Origin of the sequence: Acidovorax sp. M14 (genome assembly GCF_049331375.1) — a bacterium.
Lineage (GTDB): Bacteria > Pseudomonadota > Gammaproteobacteria > Burkholderiales > Burkholderiaceae_C > Acidovorax.
In genome coordinates this window covers 2,655,594-2,677,579 of the sequence record NZ_CP186263.1, presented here as the reverse complement: position 1 = coordinate 2,677,579, position 21,986 = coordinate 2,655,594, and the positions used below count along the sequence as shown (strand labels likewise).

General features: G+C 66.4%; 19 protein-coding genes. 5 read left to right on the top strand and 14 right to left on the bottom strand.

Going from position 1 to position 21,986, the window contains the following annotated elements:
* Positions 1-171: 171 nt before the first annotated feature.
* From ACOYR4_RS12315 to ACOYR4_RS12275, 9 genes are all read right to left on the bottom strand, one after another.
* Positions 172-846, bottom strand: coding sequence for a GntR family transcriptional regulator (locus tag ACOYR4_RS12315; RefSeq protein ID WP_209819527.1), 675 nt, complete (start codon positions 844-846; stop codon positions 172-174).
* Between the two features lie 67 nt (positions 847-913).
* Positions 914-1,936 carry a TRAP transporter substrate-binding protein gene (locus ACOYR4_RS12310; protein ID WP_422846794.1) on the bottom strand — a complete coding sequence of 341 codons (1,023 nt, stop codon included), beginning with the start codon at positions 1,934-1,936 and terminating at the stop codon, positions 914-916.
* Positions 1,937-1,996: 60 nt separating this feature from the next.
* Positions 1,997-3,262 carry a TRAP transporter large permease gene (locus ACOYR4_RS12305; protein WP_422846793.1) on the bottom strand — a complete coding sequence of 422 codons (1,266 nt, stop codon included), beginning with the start codon at positions 3,260-3,262 and terminating at the stop codon, positions 1,997-1,999.
* Positions 3,263-3,308: 46 nt separating this feature from the next.
* Positions 3,309-3,944, bottom strand: coding sequence for a TRAP transporter small permease (locus ACOYR4_RS12300; RefSeq protein ID WP_043565346.1), 636 nt, complete (start codon positions 3,942-3,944; stop codon positions 3,309-3,311).
* Positions 3,945-4,089: 145 nt separating this feature from the next.
* A complete protein-coding gene (locus ACOYR4_RS12295; RefSeq protein ID WP_422846792.1) occupies positions 4,090-5,439 on the bottom strand; it encodes an FAD-dependent oxidoreductase in 1,350 nt (449 codons plus the stop codon).
* Positions 5,430-5,696 carry a 2Fe-2S iron-sulfur cluster-binding protein gene (locus ACOYR4_RS12290; protein ID WP_422849655.1) on the bottom strand — a complete coding sequence of 89 codons (267 nt, stop codon included), beginning with the start codon at positions 5,694-5,696 and terminating at the stop codon, positions 5,430-5,432. The genes ACOYR4_RS12295 and ACOYR4_RS12290 overlap by 10 nt, the downstream gene beginning before the upstream one ends.
* 26 nt (positions 5,697-5,722) lie before the next feature.
* Entirely contained in the window at positions 5,723-6,853 is a 1,131-nt protein-coding gene (locus ACOYR4_RS12285; protein ID WP_422846791.1) for an NAD(P)/FAD-dependent oxidoreductase, read from the bottom strand.
* A 27-nt stretch (positions 6,854-6,880) separates the two neighbouring features.
* Positions 6,881-7,828, bottom strand: a complete 948-nt coding sequence (locus ACOYR4_RS12280; protein WP_422846790.1) for a 4-hydroxyproline epimerase — start codon at positions 7,826-7,828, stop codon at positions 6,881-6,883.
* Positions 7,829-7,864: 36 nt separating this feature from the next.
* Positions 7,865-8,782 (bottom strand): dihydrodipicolinate synthase family protein, encoded by a 918-nt coding sequence (locus ACOYR4_RS12275; RefSeq protein WP_291442755.1) that lies wholly within the window; start codon positions 8,780-8,782, stop codon positions 7,865-7,867.
* Between the two features lie 290 nt (positions 8,783-9,072).
* Between ACOYR4_RS12275 and alaS the strand changes: the two genes are divergently transcribed.
* Positions 9,073-11,700, top strand: a complete 2,628-nt coding sequence (gene alaS / locus ACOYR4_RS12270; RefSeq protein ID WP_422846789.1) for an alanine--tRNA ligase — start codon at positions 9,073-9,075, stop codon at positions 11,698-11,700.
* Positions 11,701-11,801: 101 nt separating this feature from the next.
* Positions 11,802-14,783, top strand: a complete 2,982-nt coding sequence (locus ACOYR4_RS12265) for an HD domain-containing phosphohydrolase (protein WP_422846788.1) — start codon at positions 11,802-11,804, stop codon at positions 14,781-14,783.
* Between the two features lie 119 nt (positions 14,784-14,902).
* On the opposite strand, the gene ACOYR4_RS12260 is transcribed toward ACOYR4_RS12265, so the two are convergent.
* From ACOYR4_RS12260 to ACOYR4_RS12240, 5 genes are all read right to left on the bottom strand, one after another.
* Positions 14,903-15,958 carry a GGDEF domain-containing protein gene (locus ACOYR4_RS12260; protein WP_422846787.1) on the bottom strand — a complete coding sequence of 352 codons (1,056 nt, stop codon included), beginning with the start codon at positions 15,956-15,958 and terminating at the stop codon, positions 14,903-14,905.
* Positions 15,959-15,997: 39 nt separating this feature from the next.
* A complete protein-coding gene (trmB, locus tag ACOYR4_RS12255; RefSeq protein ID WP_296340004.1) occupies positions 15,998-16,771 on the bottom strand; it encodes a tRNA (guanosine(46)-N7)-methyltransferase TrmB in 774 nt (257 codons plus the stop codon).
* On the bottom strand, positions 16,768-17,793 hold the full coding sequence (gene gluQRS, locus ACOYR4_RS12250) for a tRNA glutamyl-Q(34) synthetase GluQRS (RefSeq protein ID WP_422846786.1): 1,026 nt from the start codon (positions 17,791-17,793) through the stop codon (positions 16,768-16,770). The genes trmB and gluQRS overlap by 4 nt, the downstream gene beginning before the upstream one ends.
* Positions 17,790-18,794 carry an NAD(P)/FAD-dependent oxidoreductase gene (locus tag ACOYR4_RS12245; protein WP_404976510.1) on the bottom strand — a complete coding sequence of 335 codons (1,005 nt, stop codon included), beginning with the start codon at positions 18,792-18,794 and terminating at the stop codon, positions 17,790-17,792. Before ACOYR4_RS12245 ends, gluQRS begins: the two co-directional genes overlap by 4 nt.
* A 235-nt stretch (positions 18,795-19,029) precedes the next feature.
* On the bottom strand, positions 19,030-19,968 hold the full coding sequence (locus ACOYR4_RS12240) for a LysR family transcriptional regulator (RefSeq protein ID WP_056744595.1): 939 nt from the start codon (positions 19,966-19,968) through the stop codon (positions 19,030-19,032).
* 104 nt (positions 19,969-20,072) lie between these two features.
* Here ACOYR4_RS12240 and ACOYR4_RS12235 point away from each other — a divergent pair, with 104 nt between their 5' ends.
* From ACOYR4_RS12235 to ACOYR4_RS12225, 3 genes are all read left to right on the top strand, one after another.
* Entirely contained in the window at positions 20,073-20,774 is a 702-nt protein-coding gene (locus ACOYR4_RS12235; protein WP_110958555.1) for a pirin family protein, read from the top strand.
* Positions 20,775-20,814: 40 nt separating this feature from the next.
* Positions 20,815-21,228, top strand: a complete 414-nt coding sequence (locus ACOYR4_RS12230; protein ID WP_015013937.1) for a DoxX family protein — start codon at positions 20,815-20,817, stop codon at positions 21,226-21,228.
* Positions 21,229-21,381: 153 nt separating this feature from the next.
* On the top strand, positions 21,382-21,936 hold the full coding sequence (locus tag ACOYR4_RS12225) for a flavodoxin family protein (protein ID WP_060987534.1): 555 nt from the start codon (positions 21,382-21,384) through the stop codon (positions 21,934-21,936).
* Positions 21,937-21,986: the final 50 nt, after the last annotated feature.

Genomic DNA, 21,986 nt, shown 5'->3' with positions numbered 1-21,986 from the left:
TTCCATGCGCTGAGAGCCTGCGCGCAGTCCCCTGCGGGATCGCAAACAGCCTCTCTGAATGCGTTTTCAAGCATTTTTGGCACCATGCGCTAGTGCAATATGGCTTGTTTGCTATCAAATATGTAGTATGCGGGCAAGCTACCCCGCTTTCCTTGCCGGAGGGCCTGGAGCCTACCGGTCGATGATGCGCCGCGCAAACCGCTCCAGGTACTCCATCAGCTGCTCTGCCCCGGCCATGGCGTGCGCTTCGTCACCGCTGGCAATGCCCTGGGCCAGCTGCATGTGGGCGCGCGCGCCTTCGGACACCTCGCCCTCGTGCTGGTAGGCATACCAGAAGCGCCTGCATTGCACGATGAGCGGCTGCACACATTTGACGGCCGAATGGTTCTGGCTGGCCTGGTGCACCACCACGTCCAGCGCGTGGTCGGCCTGCATGTAGTCGTCCAGGTGGCCACGTGCGGCGGCTTCCACCATTTTTTCGGCGCACTGCACGATGGCCTGGCGCTGCGGCGCTGTGGCGCGCCGCGCGGCGCATGACGCGATCAGGCGCTCCAGCACGCGGCGGGTCTGGATCACGTCCAGGTGGTCGGCCAGGTCGATGTGCGACACCAGCAGTCCGCGCCGGGGCTGCTGCGCAATCAGCCCGATGGAGACCATGCGCAGCAGCGCCTCGCGCACGGGGGTGCGGCCGAGGCCCGTGCTTTCCACAATCTCGGCCTCCACCACGGGCGAGCCGGGTTGCAGCTGCAGGGTGGAGATCATGGCCTCGATGGCGTCATAGGCCACGTCGGCCGCGCGCCGTTTGGGCGCGGGGTCTCGCTGGGGGGATGCACTGCGGGTGGTCATGGGGAATAGGGTTGGAGCTGGCGTGGGGTCGCGGACCGCATCTTAGTGGCTCGCGACTTCCTCAACTTCAGCCGAGGCTGGCGCCCGCCTTGCGCAGCTCGGCAATCTGCGGCGTCTTGGGCAGCCACAGCTTGTCAAACTCCTGGATGGTGCTGTCGGGGTTGAAGGCCGATGCGGTCTTGAACGCGATGGACGTGCCCTTGAACTTCTCGATCAGCCCGGCCTCGGTGGTCACGATGTCGTTGATCTGCGCATCGAGCGACTGGGCCACGAGCTTGCGGATGAGGTCCTTGTCCTTGGCGTCCAGCCCTTGCCAGATGCGGCCGGAGACCAGCGGTGCAAACGGCATGAACAGCGCATTCATCTGCAGCAGCGTCTTGGCCACCTTGTCAAAGCGCTGATTCCACGAGAACTCGATGTCGGCCTCCAGCCCATCGACCTGGCCGTTGCTCATCGCATCGAACACCTGGGGTGTGGGGATGGGCGTGGGGGCGGCGCCCAGCATTTGATAAAAGTCGCGGTACACGGGCGTGGGGTTGATGCGCAGCTTCATGCCCTTGATGTCGGTGGGCAGGTTGATGTCTTTGGTGGAGAACACGGCGCGCATGCCGGTGATGCCCCAGCCCAGGCCGATGGTGCCGGTCTCGCGCGGCAACACCTCCAGCAGCTTGGTGGCGGCCGGGTGTTTGACCAGCTTGGCCACGGCGGGCGTGGAGCGCACCAGATAGGGCGCATTGATGGCCGCGATGCTGGCCACACGCGAGCCCAGCTCGGCCGCCTGGATCCAGCCCATATCGAGCGCACCGGACTGCAGCTGCTGCATCATCGCCGCCTCGTTGCCCAACTGGCCCGAGTGGAAGACGGTCACGCTCAGGCGGCCGTCGGTTTCCTTTTTTAGTGCCTCGCCAAACTGCAGCGCGGCGCGGTTCCACGAGTGGCCTGCGGGCGTGATCAGGCCCAGGCGGAATTCCTTGGCGTCGGCGGCCCGCACCAGGGCCGGAAAGCCCAGCCCCGTGACGGCGGCTGCGGCCACGGCGTGGCGCTGGATGAAGTGGCGGCGGGAGACGGGGCGGGCAGGCTGGGTCGTCATGGTGAACTCCGTGTGAAAGAACGTTGGGAGGGGGACGGATCTGTCGAACGGCATGCCCCGCTACTTGAGCAGGCCGAGCGACAGGCTGGGGAACAGCGACAACATCACCAGCGCCACGCAGCTGATGATGAAAAATGGCAGGGTCACGATGAACATCTTTCCGGGCTTGGCCCCGGTGACGGCTGAGGCGACAAAAAAGCTCAGGCCCACGGGTGGAGTCATCAGCCCCAGCACCAGGTTGACGACGATCACCACGCCAAAGTGGCGCGGGTCGATGTGATAGACCTCGGTGGCAATCGGCAGCAGGATGGGCGCGGTCATGATGAGTCCGGGGATGCCGTCGATCACCGTGCCGATGACCAGCAGGATGACGTTGGTGAGCAGCAGGAAGGTGACCGGGTCGTGCGCCACGGTCTGTACCCAGGCGGCCACCATCTGTGGCACCTTGCCGTAGATCAGCAGCCACGAGAACACGGCCGCCGCCGCCACCAGAAACAGCACGATGGCCGAGTAGATCGCTGAGCGCAGCAGGATGGCCGGCATGGCGCTGAAGCGGAATTCCTTGGTCACATACCGGCCCACCAGGGCCGAGACCAGCGCGCCCACGGCGGCCGATTCGGTGGGATTGGCCACGCCACTCAGGATGGAGCCGACGATGATGATGGGGATGAGCAGCGTGGGACTGGCCTGCACCACGGTGCGCGCGCGCTGGGCCAGCGTGCGTTTTTCGCTGCGCGGGTAGTTGTAGACAAAGCCCATGAGCGCGATCACGACAAAGAACAGCACGGTGAGCAGCACGCCGGGCAGGATGCCGGCAATCAGCATGTCGCCCACGGCCACCTGGGCCAGCACGCTGTAGACCACAAACATCACCGAGGGCGGAATGATGGGCCCCAGCATGCCGCCATACACCGTGAGGCCTGCCGCAAAGGTCTTGTCGTAGCCCTGCTTCTCCATCTCGGGCACCATGACCTGCGACATGATGGCCACCTGCGCAGTGGCCGAGCCGATGATGGAAGACACCAGCATGTTGGCCAGGATGTTCACATAGGCCAGGCCGCCTTTGACGGAGCCGATGAAGGCCATGGACAGGTCCACCAGCCGCCGCGTGATGCCGCCGCTGTTCATGATCTCGCCGATCAGGATGAACAGCGGAATGGCAATGAGGCCATAGCTGTCCACCCCACCAAACATCTGCATGGGAAAGGACTGGAACAGCACCGGGCTGCCGATGCTGAGGATGTACACCGCGCCCGACAGGCACAGGCACACGCCGATGGGCACGCCGACCATCAAGGCGGCAAGGAAGAACAGGGTGGTGATCATGGTCGGGGCTCGGGTGGGTTTTGCTGGTGTGAGTGCGCGGCAGCGTTCAGTTCACGGCGTCGGCGTTGACCACGTCGAAGCCCGCGTGCTGCACACGCTCTGCGGCGCCCATGTCTTCCAGCAGGTTGGCCAGCGCATGCACGCTGAAGGTGGCCGAGAAGATCGGCAGGATGAGCTGCAGCACCCAGGTGGGCCAGTTCAGCGTCTGGGTGCGCTCGGTGTAGAGGAAGTTGAAGCTCTCGGCCGCAAACTCCTTGGCGTCAAAGCCGTAGCGTGCAATGCCGATGGGGTCCATCCACACCCAGCACATCAACAACATGGCCAGGCCAAACAGCAGCACGCCGAAGGTGGCCACCACTTTGAACGCCTGGGCACCCCGCGCGCCGAGGTGGTCGGTCAGCATGGTCACGGCAAAGTCCATGCGCAGCCGCGTCATGACCGACGCGCCTACAAAGGTCAGCCACACCACGGTGTAGACCGCCGCTTCGTCCACCCAGTAGATGGGCATCCCGGTGTAGCGCGTGACCACGTTGAGCAGGATGAGCAGCACCAGCAACGTCATCAGGCCCGTGAGCACCTGCCGCTCGGTGCGCAGGATGTGCGAGGACAGCGCCAGCACCCAGCGAACAGGTGCACGTGGCGTGGCAGCGGGTGGTGGGGCGGGGCTGTGGGTGGATGGCATGGTGCAGTGCTCGGGGTGCAAGGAGCGTGGGCATGTGGCTTGGGGAGGTTGGATTTTTAATATCTGATAGATATATTTGAAAGCAAGATGAATGCCTGTTGCTTGTGGGGGGACGTCGCTGCAGAGCTGGAGAAAAGGCTTCGGGTCAGGCAGGCGTCGCTGCGCTGGGGCCTTCCGGCGCAGGCCCGCCGCAGGCGGCCAGGGTGCCGATGCGTGCAGGTGCCAGCAGGTGCCGGGGCGCGGTCGGTGTCCACCCAAACAGGTGCTGTGTGGCTGCACCGCAAATGCGCCCCTGGCAGGCGCCCATGCCGCAGCGGGTGTGCAGCTTGGCGTCGATCCAGCCCTGGCGTGGTGCCAGGTCGGCATAGGCCACGTCTTCGCAGCGGCACACCAGGGTGTCAGGCCGGGGCAGGGCCTTGAGCTGCTCGTTCAGCACAAACGAGGACTGCAGCGCCTGGGCAAACCTTTCCCAGCGCGCAAGCTGCGAGCGCAGTGCCTGGGCCTGCTGCACGTGGCCTGCGGCTGTGTGGCCTGCAATGGCGCCCTGCACCAGGGCACGTTCGCTGCCGCCAAAGCCCGTGCTTTCCCCGGCCGCCAAAACGCCGTGCACCGTGGTGCGCATCTGCGCGTCCACTGCCAGACCGAGGCCGCCGCTCAGCGGTCCGCCCAGCACGCAACCGAGTAGCTGGCCCAGCTGGGTGTTGGGTACCAGGCCAAAGCCGCAGGCCACGCGGTCGCAGGCGATGGTTTCTTCTGCGTGCGCGCCATTGCGCAGCCGCACAGACTGCACCTGGGTGGTGCCTTGTGCCTCCAGAACATGGGTGCTTGCGCGCAAGCCCGGGTGGATCAAGGTGAGCGCCTGCAGCGCCTTGGCCGGCCAGCGTGGCAGTTGCGCCGCAAAGCGCGCGAGTGCTGCCCAGGAGGCCTGCTCGGCAATGCGCACCACGGTGGCGCCCGCCTGCGTGGCCGTGGCGGCAGCCGCCAGCAGCAGCGGGCCGGTGCCAGCGATCACGATGCGCTGGCCGCGCACGTCCAGCCCCGCCTTGATGAGGGCCTGCAGCGCACCCGCACCCGTCACGCCGGGCAACGTCCAGCCGGGGAAGGGCAACAGCAGCTCGCGTGCGCCGGTACACAGGATGATGCGGTGGCTGTGCTGGGTCCAGCCCCGGTCAGCGTCTTCCAGCAGCAGGGCGGGGGCCTTGTCGGTGGGCTGGCGTGCGCCCAGGCCTACCACCCGGGTACCGGTCAGCACGCGGATGTTGGCGTGTTTGGCCAAGGCCGCACGGTGCTGCTGTGCCAGCGGCGGCAGGGCCACCTGCGGGCCGTCGCGCCAGATCTGGCCGCCGGGCTGGGGGTTATTGTCCACCACAGTGATGGCTGCGCTGCTGGGCGCAGCGGCAAGGGCCGCCGCCATGCCTGCCGGGCCCGCGCCGATGATGAGGATGTCGCAGCGTTCGTGCATGGGGGCGGGTGCGGGCATGGGGGTCAGGGGCATGGTGTGGCGATCCCGGGAGCCGTGCCCGCATCGGTGTCGATGGCCATGCCTTCGGCGCATACCGTCTGGCAGGCCAGGCGGATGCGGCCCTGGATGCGCACGCGGCATTCGTGGCACACGCCCATGCCACACAGCGGCGCGCGCGCCTCGCCAGTGACCGAGCGGCGGGTGGTGCCCGGCGGTTGTTGCGCCAGCGCGGCGGCCACGCTGGTGCCCGCTGGCACTTGCCGGGGATTTCCGTTCACGACGATCTGCACGGTCGGGGTGTGGGAGGCGGGGCGCGTCATGCAGCACCCCGTGAATCAAGAAGCTGCGCGGCAAAACGCTGCGCGGCGTAGGGCATGGGGTCGATGGGCGGGGTGCTGCCGGTGATCTGCGCGGCCAGCAGCTGTGCGGTGGCGGGGGCCGTGGTCACACCCAGCCCCTCATGCCCCACGGCCAGCCACAGGTGGGGGTGCGTCGGGTGCGGGCCGATGATGGGCAGGCTGTCGGGCGTGGCAGCGCGAAAACCCGTCCAGGTACGAATCGCGTTCAGATCCGCCAGACCGGGCAGGTAGCCGAGCGCGCGCTGCAGCATGCGCGCGAGCACAGCGTTGTTGACGGCCGGATCGGTGGTGTCGAACTCGCGCGACGAGCCGATCAGCAACTGCCCGGTGGGCCGGGGCTGCACGTTGAAGGCCACCGAAGTGCCATCGCTGTGGTGGGCGCTGGTGATGTAGCCCAGCTCGACCAGCTGGTGGTGCACGGTGCCGGGGTAGCGGTCGGTGATGACGAGGTGGCCCTTTTTGGGGCGCAGCGGCAGGCCGGGGCACAGCTGCGGGGCCTGGATGCCGCTGGCCAGCACGATGGCGCCCGCGCTGCGCTGGCTGCCATCGCGCAGGGTGACGGCGTGGCCATTGATCTGTGTGGCTTCAGCTTGTTCAAAAACAACTTTCCCATGCGCTACGGCCTGGTCCAGCAGCCATTGCGCGGCGCGCGGTGCGTAGACCACGCTGTCGCCTTTCACCTTCAGCGCGCCCGCCAGGCCGGGGCGCAGCGCGGGTTCTGCGCGGGCGAGGGCGGTGGCATCCAGCATCTCGCAGGCCACGCCTTGTGCTTGCAAGGTGGCGCGCTTGGCGTATGCGGCCTGCAGCTCTTCCTCGTTGGCAGCCAGCCAGAGCGTGCCACAGGCGGTGAAGGCGCAGCCTGCATCCATCTGCGGTGCCCAGGCGTGCCAGAGGTCGAGCGACGATTTGCTCAGCGCCAGCTCAGCCGGGTTGTCATCCATCACCACCAGATGGCCCATGCCTGCCGCCGTGGCACCGCCCAGGCGCGCATCAATGATGCGCACCGACAGCCCGGCCTGCACGAGCGCATGGGCACAGGCCGCGCCGACGATGCCAGCGCCGATCACGAGGACGTCGGTGGTTTGCATGAGGCCTGCGCTGTGGGGGAAGACGGTTTACAGCCGGATGCCCCAGCCGAAGGGGTCCGCGCCGTCGATCAGCAGGGTCGCTTCGGCACTCATGTAGGCACGGCCACGCAAGGTGGGGATGAGCTTGCCATCGTCCTGCAGCGTGTAGCTGGCCTCGAACTGGCTGCCGATGATGCTGGCCTGGCGCCACACCTGGCCCGGCTGCAGCTTGCCATCGGCGGCCAGGCAGGCAATTTTGGCGCTGGTACCGGTGCCGCAGGGCGAGCGGTCGTAGGCTTTGCCGGGGCACAGCACGTAGTTGCGGCTGTCCGCGGGATCATCGGTGCTGTCGTCGTCAGCAAATAGTTCGATGTGGTCGATCTCGCCACCGTTGTCGCCGCGAATGCCCTGGTCCTTCAGGGCCTGCTGCACGGCGCAGGTGTAGTGCATCAGTGCCTCCAGGTTGTCGCTCGCCACGCGCTGGCCGTGGTCCGAGATCAAAAAGAACCAGTTGCCACCCCAGGCCACATCGCCCACCACGCGGCCGTAGCCGGGCACATCCACCGCCAGCTGGTGGTGCAGGCGGTAGGCGGGCACATTGCGCACGCTCACCGATCCGTCGGTGTGCAAGGTCGTGGTGACGGTGCCCACCGGCGTTTCGATGCGGTGATCGCCAGGCTGGATGCGGCCCATGTGGGCCAGCGATGCGATCAGGCCAATCGTGCCGTGGCCACACATGCCCAGGTAGCCGCTGTTGTTGAAGAAGATCACGCCCGCCGCGTTGGCGGGGTCTTGCGGTGCGCAGAGCAGCGCGCCCACCACCACGTCGCTACCGCGCGGCTCCAGCACGGTGGCGGCGCGCCAGGCATCGTGCTCGCGTGCCAGCCGCTCGCGCCGCTCGGCCATGGTGCCAGTGCCCAGGTCCGGAAATCCGCCAATGACAAGCCGGGTGGGCTCACCGCCGGTATGGGAGTCGATCACTTGGATGTGTTGCATGGTGCTGTGGTCGTGGTGGGGCAGTGGCTTAGTGTCTCAGGCCACAGACTGGTACTGGGTCGGGCGGGTTTCGAGCGCTTTGCGCACCACGCGCTCGACAAACGCCCGTTCTTCACCCACCAGCGGCAGGCGGGGGCGGCGCATGTGCTCGGTGCCCACACCCACCAGCACGTCGATTAGCTTGAGGTTCTGCACCAGCTTGTTCGATACATCGAGGTGCAGCATGGGCGTCATCCATTGGTACAGCGGCAGGGCTTCAGCAAATTTGCCCGCCTTCATCAGCTCGTACAGCGCCACCGTTTCGCGCGGGAAGGCGCAGCCCACGCCGGCCAGCAGGCCGTCGCAGCCCAGGGCCAGGCCTTCGTAGGCCAGGTCGTCCACGCCCAGGAAGAGCTGGTAGCGGTTGCCCACGGTGTTGCGCAGGTCGGTGATGCGGCGGATGTCGCCTGTGCTTTCCTTGATGGCGGCAATCCATTCGCAGTCGGCCAGCTCCAGCATGTGCTCGGGCTTCAGGTCCACGCGGTAGGCGACGGGGTTGTTGTAGACCATGAGCGGGCGCTGGGCGGCATGGGCCATGGCCCGGACGTTGGCCATGGCCTCGCGGGCGTCGGCCACGTAGATCACCGAGGGCATGACCATGTAGCCCGCCACACCCAGCCGATTGCCTCCGTCGATGTAGCGCAGGGCCTCGCGGGTGCTGGTCTCGGACACATTGGCCAGCACGGGCACGCGGCCGTCGGCTGCTTCCAGGGCAATTTTGGCGACCTGGAGCTTTTCTTCCAGCGTGAGGGTGCTGGCCTCGCCCAGCGAGCCGCAGGTGACCAGCCCGTGAATGCCGTTGCGGATCTGGAAGTCGATGTGCCGGGCCGTGCCTTCGGCGTCGATGGACTCGTCGGCATGGAACTTGGTGGTGACGGCGGGGAAGATGCCTTGCCAGCGGGGTTGTGGGTTCACAGGGTGCTCCTTGGGTGCGTTGGGCGATGAAGTTATTAATATATTAACAAGATATCAAAAGCGCGCAAGCGAATTTTCGAGCGCGGGCCATTGGTCGCTGGGCGAATTGGAGGCGAGGGGCAGGCATGGAGCCTGCAAATCCTGTGCCGCCCTTTGCTGTCGCACCGCTGCCACGGGCGCCAGGGCTGCAAACCTATAATGAAAGGTTGGTCCCCATAGGGGCAGCGACAGGCAGCGCACAGGCGCGGGTCCTGCGGTCTGCCTGCTCCGTGCAACCACTCCACAACACCATGAGCACTCCCACTTTTTCTGTCGCTGACATCCGCAAGTCCTTCCTGGACTTCTTCGTCTCCAAGGGCCACACCGTTGTGGCGTCCAGCCCCCTGGTGCCTGGCAACGACCCCACGCTGATGTTCACCAACTCGGGCATGGTGCAGTTCAAGGACGTGTTCCTGGGCACCGACAAGCGCCCTTACAACCGGGCGGTGTCCGTACAGGCCTGCCTGCGTGCCGGCGGCAAGCACAACGACCTGGAGAACGTGGGCTACACCGCGCGCCACCACACCTTCTTTGAAATGCTGGGCAACTGGTCGTTTGGCGACTACTTCAAGCGCGAGTCGCTCAAGTGGGCGTGGGAACTGCTCACCACCGTCTACAAGCTGCCGCCCGAGCGCCTGCTGGCCACGGTCTACCAAGAGGACGACGAGGCCTATGACATCTGGACCAAGGAAATCGGCCTGCCGCCCGAGCGTGTGATCCGCATCGGCGACAACAAGGGCGGTCGCTACAAGTCCGACAACTTCTGGATGATGGCCGACACCGGCCCGTGCGGCCCTTGCAGCGAAATCTTCTACGACCACGGCCCTGAGATCCCTGGCGGCCCTCCAGGCAGCCCCGACGAAGACGGCGACCGTTTCATCGAGATCTGGAACAACGTGTTCATGCAGTTCAACATGGACGAAACCGGTGCTGTCACCCCGCTGCCCGCTCCCTGTGTGGACACCGGCATGGGCCTGGAACGCCTCGCCGCCATCCTGCAGCACGTGCACAGCAACTACGAGATCGACCTGTTCGACCAGCTCATCCAGGCCGCAGGCCGCGAAACCGGCGTGACCGACCTCAACAACAAGAGCCTGCGCGTGATTGCCGACCACATCCGCGCGACCGCTTTCCTGGTGAGTGATGGCGTGATCCCCAGCAACGAAGGCCGTGGCTACGTGCAGCGCCGCATCGTGCGCCGCGCCATCCGCCACGGCTACAAGCTGGGCAAGAAGACGCCGTTCTTCCACAAGCTGGTGGCCGACCTGGTGCGCCTGATGGGCGATGCCTACCCATCGCTGCGCGAGCAGGAGCAGCGCATCACCGACGTGCTCAAGACCGAAGAAGAGCGTTTCTTTGAGACGCTGGCCAACGGCATGGAAATCCTGGACGCGGCGCTGGACGGCGGCGCCAAGGTGCTGCCTGGCGACGTGGCCTTCAAGCTGCACGATACCTACGGTTTCCCGCTCGACCTGACCAACGACGTGTGCCGCGAGCGCGACGTGGAAGTGGACGAAGCCGGCTTCAAGACCGCCATGGAAAAGCAGAAGGCCCAGGCACGTGCTGCTGGCAAGTTCAAGATGGACAAGGCGCTGGAGTACACCGGTGCTGCCAACCAGTTCACCGGCTACGAGCACCTGGCCGAGACTGCAAAAATCGTAGCTATCTACGTAGACGGGACCAGCGCTGCAGCCCTGAAAGCGGGTCAAAACGGCGTGGTGGTGCTGGACACGACCCCGTTCTACGCCGAAAGCGGCGGCCAAGTGGGTGACGAGGGTGTGATCAATAGCGGCTCCGCCCGCTTTGCGGTGGGCGATACCCTCAAGATCAAGGCCGATGTGTACGGCCACCACGGCACGCTGGAAGAGGGCACGTTGAACGTGGGCGACACGGTGCAGGCCCAGGTCAACACGGCCGTGCGCGCCGCCACTATGCGCAACCACTCGGTCACGCACATCATGCACAAGGCCCTGCGCGAAGTGCTGGGCAGCCACGTGCAGCAAAAGGGCAGTTTGGTCAATGCCGACCGCACCCGTTTCGACTTCGCCCACAACGCGCCCGTGACCGCTGCCGAGATCCGTGAGATCGAGCGCCGCGTGAACGAGGAAATCCTGGCCAACACGGCCACCGACGCGCGCGTGATGGACATCGAATCGGCCCAGAAGACCGGCGCCATGATGCTGTTCGGCGAAAAGTACGGCGAAACCGTGCGCGTGCTCGACATCGGCACCAGCCGCGAACTGTGCGGCGGCACCCATGTGCAGCGCACGGGCGACATTGGTCTCTTCAAGGTGGTGGGCGAAGGCGGCGTGGCCGCAGGCGTGCGCCGTATCGAGGCCGTGACGGGCGCCAACGCGCTGGCCTATCTGCAGAACCTGGAAGACACCGTGAACCAGGCCGCCAGCACCCTCAAGGCGCCGGTCGCCGAGCTCAATGGCCGCATCAGCCAGGCGCTGGACAATGCGCGCGCCCTGGAGAAGGAAGTCGCTGCGCTCAAGGGCAAGCTGGCCTCCAGCCAGGGCGACGAGCTGGTGAACCAGGCGGTGGAAGTCAAGGGCCTGAAGGTACTGGCTGCCGCGCTGCCCGGTGCCGACGCCAAGACCCTGCGCGACACCATGGACAAGCTCAAGGACAAGCTCAAGACCGCTGCCATCGTGCTGGCCGCTGTGGACGGCGACAAGGTGCAGATTGCTGCGGGCGTGACGGCCGACAGCGTGGGCAAGCTCAAGGCCGGTGAACTGGTCAACTTTGTGGCCCAGCAAGTGGGCGGCAAGGGCGGCGGCAAGCCCGACATGGCCATGGCTGGCGGCACCGACGCGGCCAAGCTGCCTGCAGCGCTGGCCTCGGTGACGGGCTGGGTCACGCAGCAACTGGGCTGATGTCCCGGGCCACCACAGCGGCACCGGCCGCTGTGGTGTGGCAGCCATGGCTGCCAAAAAGAGGGTGACGGAACGCGGGCTTTCACCCTAAAGTGCAGCGCATGGACACCCTGCGCGACAGCCCCCAAGACCCGCCGCCGTCCGCTGTGCTGCGCGGCACTGGTGCTGCTTTGGCGGGCCAAGGCGGCCACCTGCCGTGGTGGCGCCGTATCACCATCCCCTTTGAGGTCCTGATCGCCACCGTGGTGGTCACCGCCATGCTGTTGCTGACAGCGTTGCTGGTGTACCAGGTCAGCACCAGCGCGCGCCAGGCCATCATTGCGGCGTCGGACGAGAGCGCGCAGCGCATCAGCCAGCTCATCGCCGAACGGGTGCACCGCATCGTGGACCCTGCCGATGCCACCATCCGCCTGCTGGCGTTCGACCCGGTGGCCTCGGCGTCTACCTTGCCAGCACGGCTGCGACGCCTGCCCGTGCTGGCGCGGCTGCTGGAGCAGAACCAGCTGCTGTCGGCAGTGTTCATCGGTTACCCGGATGGGCAGTTTCTGCTGGTGCGACCGGTGCGCAACGAGGCTTTGCGGGTGCGGCTGGATGCACCGCCCAAAACGGCGTACCTGGTGCAATCCATGGCGCGAGAGCGTGGCCTGGCGGGCATGGTGGGGCGCTGGAGCTATTACGACGCAGACTTGCGGCTGATCGACTCCGCCGTCCTCCCTGAGTACCGCTACGACCCCCGCACCCGTCCCTGGTATGCCGAGGCGCTGGAGCAAAACACGCAGATCCTGACGTCGCCCTATGTGTTCTTCACCACGCAGGAGGTCGGCATCACCCTGAGCCAGCCCAGTGAGGACGGGCGTGCGGTGATTGGCCTGGACGTGGCCCTGACCGACCTGGGACATGAGATCAGCGGCCTGCGCCTGATGCCCCGTACCGAGATTGCGGTGGTGGACAAAGACCGCCGCGTGCTGGCCTACCCCGACATGTCGCGCGTGCTGCTGCGCGATGGCAACACGCCCGGCCTTCGGCTGCGTGCGCTGGACGACCTGGGCGTGCCCAGCCTGCAAGCGCTACAGGCGCTCGGCCTGAAAGATGGCGAGTCGCGCCGCCTGCAGGCCGATGGCGAGGAATGGCTGGGCCGCTCGCTGCCGCTGGCGTCGATGCGCTGGCAGGGGCTGCAGATTCTGATGGCGATTCCCACCAAGGAGCTGCTGGCCGACGTGAACAGCAATTTGCGCCAGCAGGTGTGGCTGTCGGTGTCGCTCATCGGTCTGATGCTGCCGTTGGGCTGGCTCGCCGGCCGACGGGTGGGACGCAGCCTGTTCGGGCTCGCGTTGCAGGCCAGGGCGCTGGCGCGGTTTGATTTCCGGCGGCCCGAACGGCGGGTGTCGCCCGTGCGCGAGGTGCGCGACCTGGGGCAGGTGATGGACCGCATGTCCGACACCATCCAGGAGTTCCTGCACATCACCCACCACATCAGCGCCGAATCGCGCACTGACCTGATGCTGTCGAGTGTGCTGTACGAGCTGGTGCGCGCCACCAGTTGCACCGGCGGTGCGGTGTACCTGGTGGACCCGCAACGCACCGGCTTGCTGCGCGCGGCCCGCCATTGCGAGGACCCGGAGCAGCAATCCCGCTACCCCGAGCACCTGGCCATGGTGCATTTCATCAACCACACCGAGTCCCAGCCTGGTGACCAGCACGAAGACGACGATGACACCGAGCCCGCTCGCGTGCTGCGCGTGCAGCTGCGCACCCGCGACGGGCAGCCCCTCGGCCTGCTGGTGCTGCGCTACATCGCAGACCAGACGCAGGACGACGCGCATTTCCGGGCCTTTGTCGAAAAGCTGTCGGGCACGCTATCGGTAGCCATTGAGACCCGCAGCCTGATCGAAGGCCAGAAGAAGCTGCTGGACGCCGTCATCCGCCTGCTGGCCGACGCCATCGACGCCAAGAGCCCCTACACCGGCGGCCACTGTGAGCGGGTGCCCGAGCTGGCCGAAGCACTCATGGACCGCATGTGTGCAGCCAAAGACGGCCCGTTTGCCCAGGTCACCATGACCGACGCCGAGCGCTACGAGTTCCGCCTGGGGGCCTGGCTGCACGACTGCGGCAAGGTCACCAGCCCGGAGCACATCATCGACAAGGCCACCAAGCTGGAAACGCTCTACAACCGCATTCATGAGGTGCGCATGCGCTTTGAGGTGTTGTGGCGGGACGCAGAGCTGGACTACTGGAAGCAGCATGTGTCGGGCGTGGACCCGGTGCGCCTGCAGCGCGAGCTGCTGCAACGGCGCGAACAGTTGCAGGACGACTTTGCCTTTGTGGCCCGCTGCAACGTCGGGGGTGAATTCATGGCCGAGGCGGACATCGCCCGCCTCAAGGCCATTGGCCGCCAGATCTGGCAGCGGCATTTTGACGACCGCCTGGGCCTGTCGGCGGCCGAGATGCTGCGGCTTTCGACCGTGCCGGTGCGCCCCTTACCCGCCAACGAGCCGTTGCTGGCCGACCGGCCCGAGCACATCGTGTCCTGGGGCGCCCGCAAGCCGCCGGTGGAGGCGGGCAACCCCGCCAACCGCTGGGGCTTCGACATGGTGCTGCCGCCGTACGAGGCGCACCTGGGTGAGCTGCACAACCTGTCCATCCAGCGGGGCACGCTCACCGCCGAAGACCGCTTCAAGATCAACGACCACATCGTGCAGACCATCATCATGCTCAGCGGTCTGCCGTTTCCGCCGCACCTGGCGCGCGTGCCGGAGATTGCCGGGTCCCACCACGAAAAGCTGGACGGCACCGGCTACCCGCGGCGCCTGAAGGCGCCAGAACTGACCTTGGCCGACCGTGTGATGACCCTGGCCGATATCTTTGAGGCACTGACTGCGGCCGACCGGCCCTACAAGCCACCGAAGACGCTGTCCGAGTCGCTCAAGATCATGACCCACATGGTGCGCGAGCGGCACATAGATGCCGAGGTGTTCCGCTTCTTCCTGACCAGCGGTGTGTGGCGTGACTACGCAGAGCGCTTCCTGACGCCTGCGCAGCGCGATGAGGTCAATGTGGAGGCGATCCTGGCATCGCTGGGCTGACAGGGGGCACCGCACTGCGCACTGCGCACTGCACGGTGGCCGATGGAATCCGGCCTGGTCAGTGCCCGCCTTTGCGTACCGGTTCGTAGAAAGTGGGGGCTGGGGAGGGCGCAGCCCGCTCAGAACAATTCGACGTCGTCGTTGGCGACCTTGGTCGCCAAGTGCCCGCTGGCCACCAGATCGTCGTAGAAGCAGACCTGGTTGCGGCCATGTTCCTTGGCGTAGTACAGCGCCTGATCGGCCTGGCCCAGGATTTCGACGGGCGAACCGCGCGTGGTACTCACAAAACCCAGGCTCACCGTCACCTGGCCCACCTGCGGGAAGTGGTACTCCTGCACGGCCAGCCGGAAGCGGTTAAACACCTTGTGGGCAGTGCTCAGCGTGGTGGAGCGCAGCAGCACCACAAACTCTTCGCCGCCAAAGCGGAAGATGCGGTCGTGGCTGCGGAACGAGCTGCGCAGGATGTTGGCGATCAGGATCAGCACTTCGTCACCATAGAGGTGGCCGAAGCGGTCGTTGACCTGCTTGAAGTGGTCGATGTCCACCACCGCCAGCCATTGCTGCACGGGCTCGTTGTCGCTGGCCACGGCGGTTTCTTCGGCCGCAAAGGACTCGGTGACTGCGCCAGACCGGCTGGCCAGCCCGCTCATGGTGTAGCGGGAGAATTGCTCGTCAAACGTCTTGCGGTTGAACAGGCCGGTGAGCGCATCGCGCTCGCTGTAGTCGAGCAGGCTCTGGTAGTTCTGGTAAACCTGAAACACACCCATGAGCACGTCAAGCTTGTGGGCCGAGAACGGGCGCGACTGGGTGATCTCCAGGCACGTGCTGACCTTGTCGTGCATCCACACCGGCAGCCAGAGCACATGGCGGCCCCGGCGGGGTGAGGCCAGGGCGCGCTCGCCCCGGTTGTCCATGCAGTCCCGCAGGGCGGGGTACTGGTCCAGCGGCTCCCTGCGGGGGTCGGCTGCAGCTTCGGAGTCGGTGGACACCAGCTGGCCGTTGTCCACCCAGGTGCGGGGGCGCACATGGGGCACGCCGCCCTCTGTGAACAGTTCCAGGGCCCGCACCTCGATGATGCTGCTGAGTTTCTGCAGCGTGGACAGCACCGACACCTCCAGCCGCAGGTGGTCGCGGTGGCCAGTCATCTCCACCAGGTTTTGCAGGATGGGTTTCATAGGCGGTGTGCTGCGGGCCGATCGGGGCATGTCGTGGGGTCAGTTACGGCGCACAAACACCACGTCCCACACCCCATGGCCCAGTCGCAGGCCACGGTTTTCGAATTTGGTCAGCGGGCGGTAGTCGGGTTGCGGTGCAAAGCCGTCTGCGGTGTTTTGCAGCAGGGGCTCGGCGCTCAGTACCTGCAGCATCTGCTCTGCGTAGGGTTGCCAGTCGGTGGCGCAATGTAGGTAGCCGCCGGGCTTGAGGCGTGCAGCCAGCTTGGCCACCAGCGGGGGCTGGATCAGGCGGCGCTTGTTGTGCTTTTTCTTGTGCCAGGGGTCGGGGAAGAAGATGTGCACGCCGTCGAGGACGCCGGGCGGCAGCATGTGGTCGATCACCTCCACGGCGTCGTGCTGCAGGATGCGGATGTTGGTCAGCCCTTGTTCGCCAATGCGCTTGAGCAGGGCGCCCACGCCGGGCTCATGCACCTCGCAGCACAGAAAGTTGTCGTCTGGCCGCACGCGGGCGATATGGGCCGTGGCCTCGCCCATGCCAAAGCCGATCTCCAGCACCAGCGGCGCGCTGCGGCCAAAGGCGGCGGTGGCGTCCAGCGGCGCGGGGGTGTAGGGCAGAACAAAACGTGGCCCAAAGTCTTCAAAGGCCTTGGCCTGGCCCGTGGTGGTGCGGCCGGCGCGGCGCACAAAGCTCTTGATGGTTTTGGGGTGGGTCACACCGGCGGGGGCAGAGCCCTGTGCAGTGGGCGCTGTGGGGGCGGTGGAGGCTGCGGGCGCAGCACTGGCGGGGGCGGAGGCTGTGGTCAATTCGGTCACGGTGGGCCATTGTAGTTTCGTCGCCACGCCGCGACCCACTGTGCCAGTGCGTCGGGTATGCAAATGTTGTGCAGATTTGCCACAGCGGGCAAGCCCAGGGCCAGCGCGGCGTGCGACAAGGCCCGTAAAGGGTTGTCCAGGTCCAGCGCCTGCGCGCCGTTTTGTTTGGAGAGCTTTTCGCCGTTGTCACCGCACACCAGGGGGGTGTGCAGATAGCGCGGCGTGGGCAGTCCCAGCGCCTGCTGCAGCAGGATCTGGCGCGGCGTGTTGTCGGCCAGGTCTTCCCCCCGGACCACGTCGGTGATGCCCTGGTCGGCATCGTCCACCACCACGGCCAGCTGGTAAGCCCACAACCCGTCTGCGCGGCGCAGCACAAAGTCGCCTACGGTGTTAGCCACCTGTTGCTGCTGGCGTCCCAGGCGGCGGTCGCGCCACTGCAGCACGCCATCTGCTACTGAATAGATAGCGCTCCAGGCATGATCCACTAGCGCAATAGGCTGTTTTGGCTTGAAATTGGTCACATTGAATCGCCAGGAGCGCCCCGTGCGGCCGTTCAGCCCCTGGCGGCAAGTGCCGGGGTAGGGCAGCGCCGCATGCCGCTCGCGGGCATGGCCCTGGGCGGCATGGGCGTCTTCGATGTCCTTGCGTGAGCACGCGCAGGGGTAGGCATCGCCCTGCGCCACCAGCTGGTCCAGGGCGCGCTGGTACAGACTGCTGCGCGCAGACTGCCACTGGGGCGGGGCATCGGGGTGCAGGCCACAGGTGGCCAGTTGCTGCAGGATGAAGGTGTCGGCCCCTGGCACGCAGCGGGGCTGGTCCACATCCTCAATGCGCACCAGCCACCGGCCGTTGTGTGCACGTGCATCCAGCCAGCTGGCCAGCGCGGCCACCAGAGAGCCCGCATGCAGCGGGCCTGTGGGGGAGGGAGCAAACCGCCCCACATAGCGCCCCACATTGCGCTCCTCTGGGCGTGCTGTGGGGCTACCCCCGTCGTGCGGCGTTGCTCCTACGCCCCCCGTCATGCCACGGCAAGTGCCAGTTCCAGTCCCGACACAAAGGCATCTTCCAGCCGGTGCCCCAGGCACCAGTCACCGCAGGCGCCCAGGCCCGCCTTGGCGTCCCACAGGTGGCTCTTGCCCAGCGGGTGGGTGGTTTGCGCATAGCGCCAGCGGCGGGTGTCGGCATGCGCAGGCTCGGCCCGGATGCCGGTGACCTCGGCAAATGCCTTGAGCAGCTTGGCCTGCACGCGGGCTTCGTCGTCTTCGAGGTGTTCTGCCGACCAGGCGGGGCTGGCCTGCACCGTCCAGCGCTCCACCACGTTGCGGCCCGGCTTGGACGACTCGCGCGCCAGCCAGGCAATGCGGTGGTGGGTGCTGCGCGCTGCGTTCCATTGCGGGCCCAGTGTGGTCAGGCCCGGGCGCACGGCCTGGGGGTAGGCCAGCATCAGGGTCCAGCAGGGCGCGATGGCCACCTTGGACATGGCGTCGGCCAGCGGGGAGTCGAGCCCGGAGCCGGAAATCAAGGCCTGTGCGGGCACCGAGGGCTGGGCCAGCAGTACCGCGTCAAAGCCCGCATACACATGCTGCTCGCCGCCAGCGCCTTCGGTGCGCAGTTGCCACCCGGGTGCGTTCACGGCGTCGGGTTCGATGCGGGTGACGCGGGTGTGGGTGACCAGCTGGCCTGCCTGGGCCAAGGGTTCCGCCCAGGTGGTCACCAGCGACTGCATGCCCGGGGTGGCGACCCAGTGGGCTTCGCGGTGGGGCAGTCCCACGGCGGCCACCCGGCCTGCGGCGTCCAGCACCTGGACCGAATTGGCGCTCCAGCGCTTGCAGATGCCGGGCACGGTGTCGATGGCTCGGGCAAAGCGCGGGTCGCGCACGGTGAAATACTGGGCACCGGCATCAAAGTTGCCAAAGGGGCTGTCGATGGTGGCGGTGCGGCCGCCGGCCTGGTGGGACTTTTCAAACACCGTCACCCGGTGGCCGGCCTGGACCAGGGTGCGGGCACAGACAATGCCCGCCATGCCCGCGCCAATGATGGCGAAGTGGCGCTGCGGTTTACCGGAGGGGGTGATGGAGGTGGCGGGCGCTGCGGAAGCTGCAGGGGCCGGGGCGCTGGTGCGTCGGAGCCGTTTGGCGGGGAGAGGATCAGGTTTGCTCATGGGAGGCCTTTCGGTGACGGTCGGCAAAAGAAATGCGATGCAAAACCAACAGCAACCACTCTACACGCGGTGCCGGCCTGTGCGCACTTGATCAGGGTCACAAATGATGGTGGTTTTCCAGCAGAGCGCGGCGTGTGGCGGGGCTTTGCAGCTGGTTCAGCCACCACTGCAGCGCGCGGCCGGGGGCGGTGAAGCCAGGGCCGCCCCAGGCGTAGTGCACGCGCACGTTGCGCTCCGGCCGGGCCACGCGGCGCGCCACCAGGCGGCCGGCCTCCAGGTAGGGGCGCACCATGGGTTCGGGCAGAAAACCGCCACCCAGGCCGCGCAACTGCACGCGCACCTTGGCCTGCATGGTGTCCACCGTCAGCACGTCCTGCCCGCCCAGCAGGCCCATGGTGGCGCCGCCACGGGTGGCCGAGTCGGCCACGGCCACGGCGCGGTGCTCCAGCAGCGTGGCGTCGGAGATCGGCTCGGGCGCGGTGGCCAGCGGGTGGTGGGGCGCCACCACGTAGATGAAGAGCACATCGCCCAGCAGCCCTTGCTGCAGGCCGGCCACGTTGTTGCTGGCCACGGATACGCCAATGGCCAGGTCGGCGCGGCCGGAGGTCAGCGCCTCCAGCGTGCCGGTCATGATGCCGTCGCGCAGCTTGAGGCGCGTGGGGGGCTTCATGGCGTAGAACGCGTCCACCAGCTCCAGCAGGGTGTGGGGCGAGATGATGCCGTCCACCGACAGCGTGAGCTGCGGCTCCCAGCCCGTGGCCACGCGGCGCACGCGGTGGGCCACGGCGTCGATGTCCTGCAGCAGGCGCGCGCCTTCGCGCAGCAGCTCTACCCCGGCCTCGGTGGGGCGGGCCTGGCGGGCGCTGCGGTCAAACAGCAGCACGTCCAGTGCGTCTTCGATCTGGCGCACGCGGTAGGTGAGGGCGCTGGGCACCAGGCCCAGTTGCCGTGCGGCGGCGGCAAAGCTGCCGGCCTCGGCAATCACCTGCAGCATGGTCAGTGCATCGGGGGTGAGGACATCGCGGGCGTTTTGCATGGTGGCGCCATGTTAATTCAGATTATTTGAACATTGCCATCAATCCGTCTGTGCCCGCAGCGGGTGTGGCAGTCCTACAGTCGAGTCTTGAAAGGAGCACTCACATGCTGACTGTTCGTAAATCGCAAGACCGGGGCCACGCCGACCATGGCTGGCTCAATTCCTTCCACAGCTTCTCGTTCGCCGGGTACTACGACCCCGCCCACATGGGCTTTGGCAACCTGCGCGTCATCAACGAAGACCGCATTGCGCCGGGCACCGGGTTTGGAACCCATGGCCACCGCGACATGGAAATCATCAGCTACGTGCTGTCGGGCGAACTGGCCCACAAGGACAGCATGGGCAACGTCAAGGGCATCCCGCCCGGTGACGTGCAGCGCATGAGCGCAGGCACTGGCGTGCAGCACAGCGAGTTCAACCACGCTGCGGGCCAGACCACGCACTTCCTGCAGATCTGGATTGAGCCCAACGTACGCGGCATTCCGCCCAGCTACGAGCAAAAGACCTTTGCCGAGGCGGAAAAGCGCGGCGCCCTGCGCCTGGTGGCGTCGCCCGATGGCGCGCAGGGCTCGGTCAAGATCCATGCCGATGCGGCCTTGTATGCGGGTTTGCTGGATGGGGACGAGTCCGTCACTCTGGCGCTGAACCCCGCCCGCAAGACCTATGTGCACCTGGTGCGCGGCGCGCTGACCGCCAACGGCCAGACCCTATCGGGCGGCGATGCGCTGCTGATGGAAAAGGAAACCACCTTGTCTTTGACCCATGGCCACGACGCCGAGGTGCTGGTGTTTGACCTGGCCGCCTGATTTTTACTTCGTAACCACTTTCACTCAGGAGTTCTTCACCATGTTCACATCACTGCAAAACCCCTTGGCCCTGGCATCGCGCCTGCTGCTGGCCGCCCTGTTCCTGCCTGCGGGCATTGGCAAGCTGACCGGCTTTGCCGGTACCGTGGGCTATATCACGTCGGTGGGCCTGCCCATGCCCACGGTGGCCGCAGCCATTGCGGCGGCGGTTGAAGTGCTGGGCAGCCTGGCGCTGATCTTTGGCGTGGGCACCCGGTTCGCCGCGCTGGCGCTGGCCTTCTTCACGCTGGTGGCCAGCTTCTTCTTCCATGCCTACTGGAACCTGCCCGCTGACAAGCAAATGATGCAGCAGCTCATGTTCTTCAAGAACGTGGGCGTGACCGGCGGCCTGCTGGCCCTGGCAGCCTTTGGCGCCGGTGCGTGGAGCCTGGACGCACGCCGCTCGGACCGCTGATCCGGTCTGTCGATAAAGGGCCTGCAGCCCGCAGGGGTGCAGGTTCTGGCATTCAATCGCGTGGTTGTTTGTTGTTCTGTAGGCAGTTCGTCGGTCGTTTTTTTGGTTTTTCCCCTGGTCTCGTTCCCTCATCGTTTCAACAGGAGTTATCTCATGGCACACATCGCAGTTGTTTACCACTCGGGTTATGGTCACACGCAGCGTCTGGCGCAGGCGGTGGCGGAGGGCGCAGGCGCCCAGCTGGTCGCCATTGACGCAGAAGGCAATCTGCCCGAAGGTGGCTGGGAAACGCTGGCCGCAGCCAGTGCCATCATTTTTGGCTCGCCCACGTACATGGCCGGCCCCAGCTGGCAGTTCAAGAAATTTGCCGACGCCTCGTCCAAGCCCTGGTTCAGCCAGGCCTGGAAGGACAAGCTGTTTGCAGGCTTCACCAACAGCGCCAGCACCAACGGCGACAAGCAGATCACGCTGGACTACATGTTCCACCTGGCCATGCAGCACGGTGGCATCTGGGTGGGCAACGGCATGATGCCCGCCAACTCCAAGGCGGCCACGCGCAACGATGTGAACTGGATCGGCTCGTTCAGCGGCGCCATGTCCCAGTCGCCGTCCGACGCCTCGGCTGCCGAGATGTTCCCCGGCGACCTGGAGACGGGCAAGCAGTTCGGCCAGCGCGTGGCCGACGTGGCCCGCCGCCTCTCTCGTTAAGGCGCAGTCGCCTTTTGGCGCTACAGTGGCGCGCCCCAATACAACCAGGA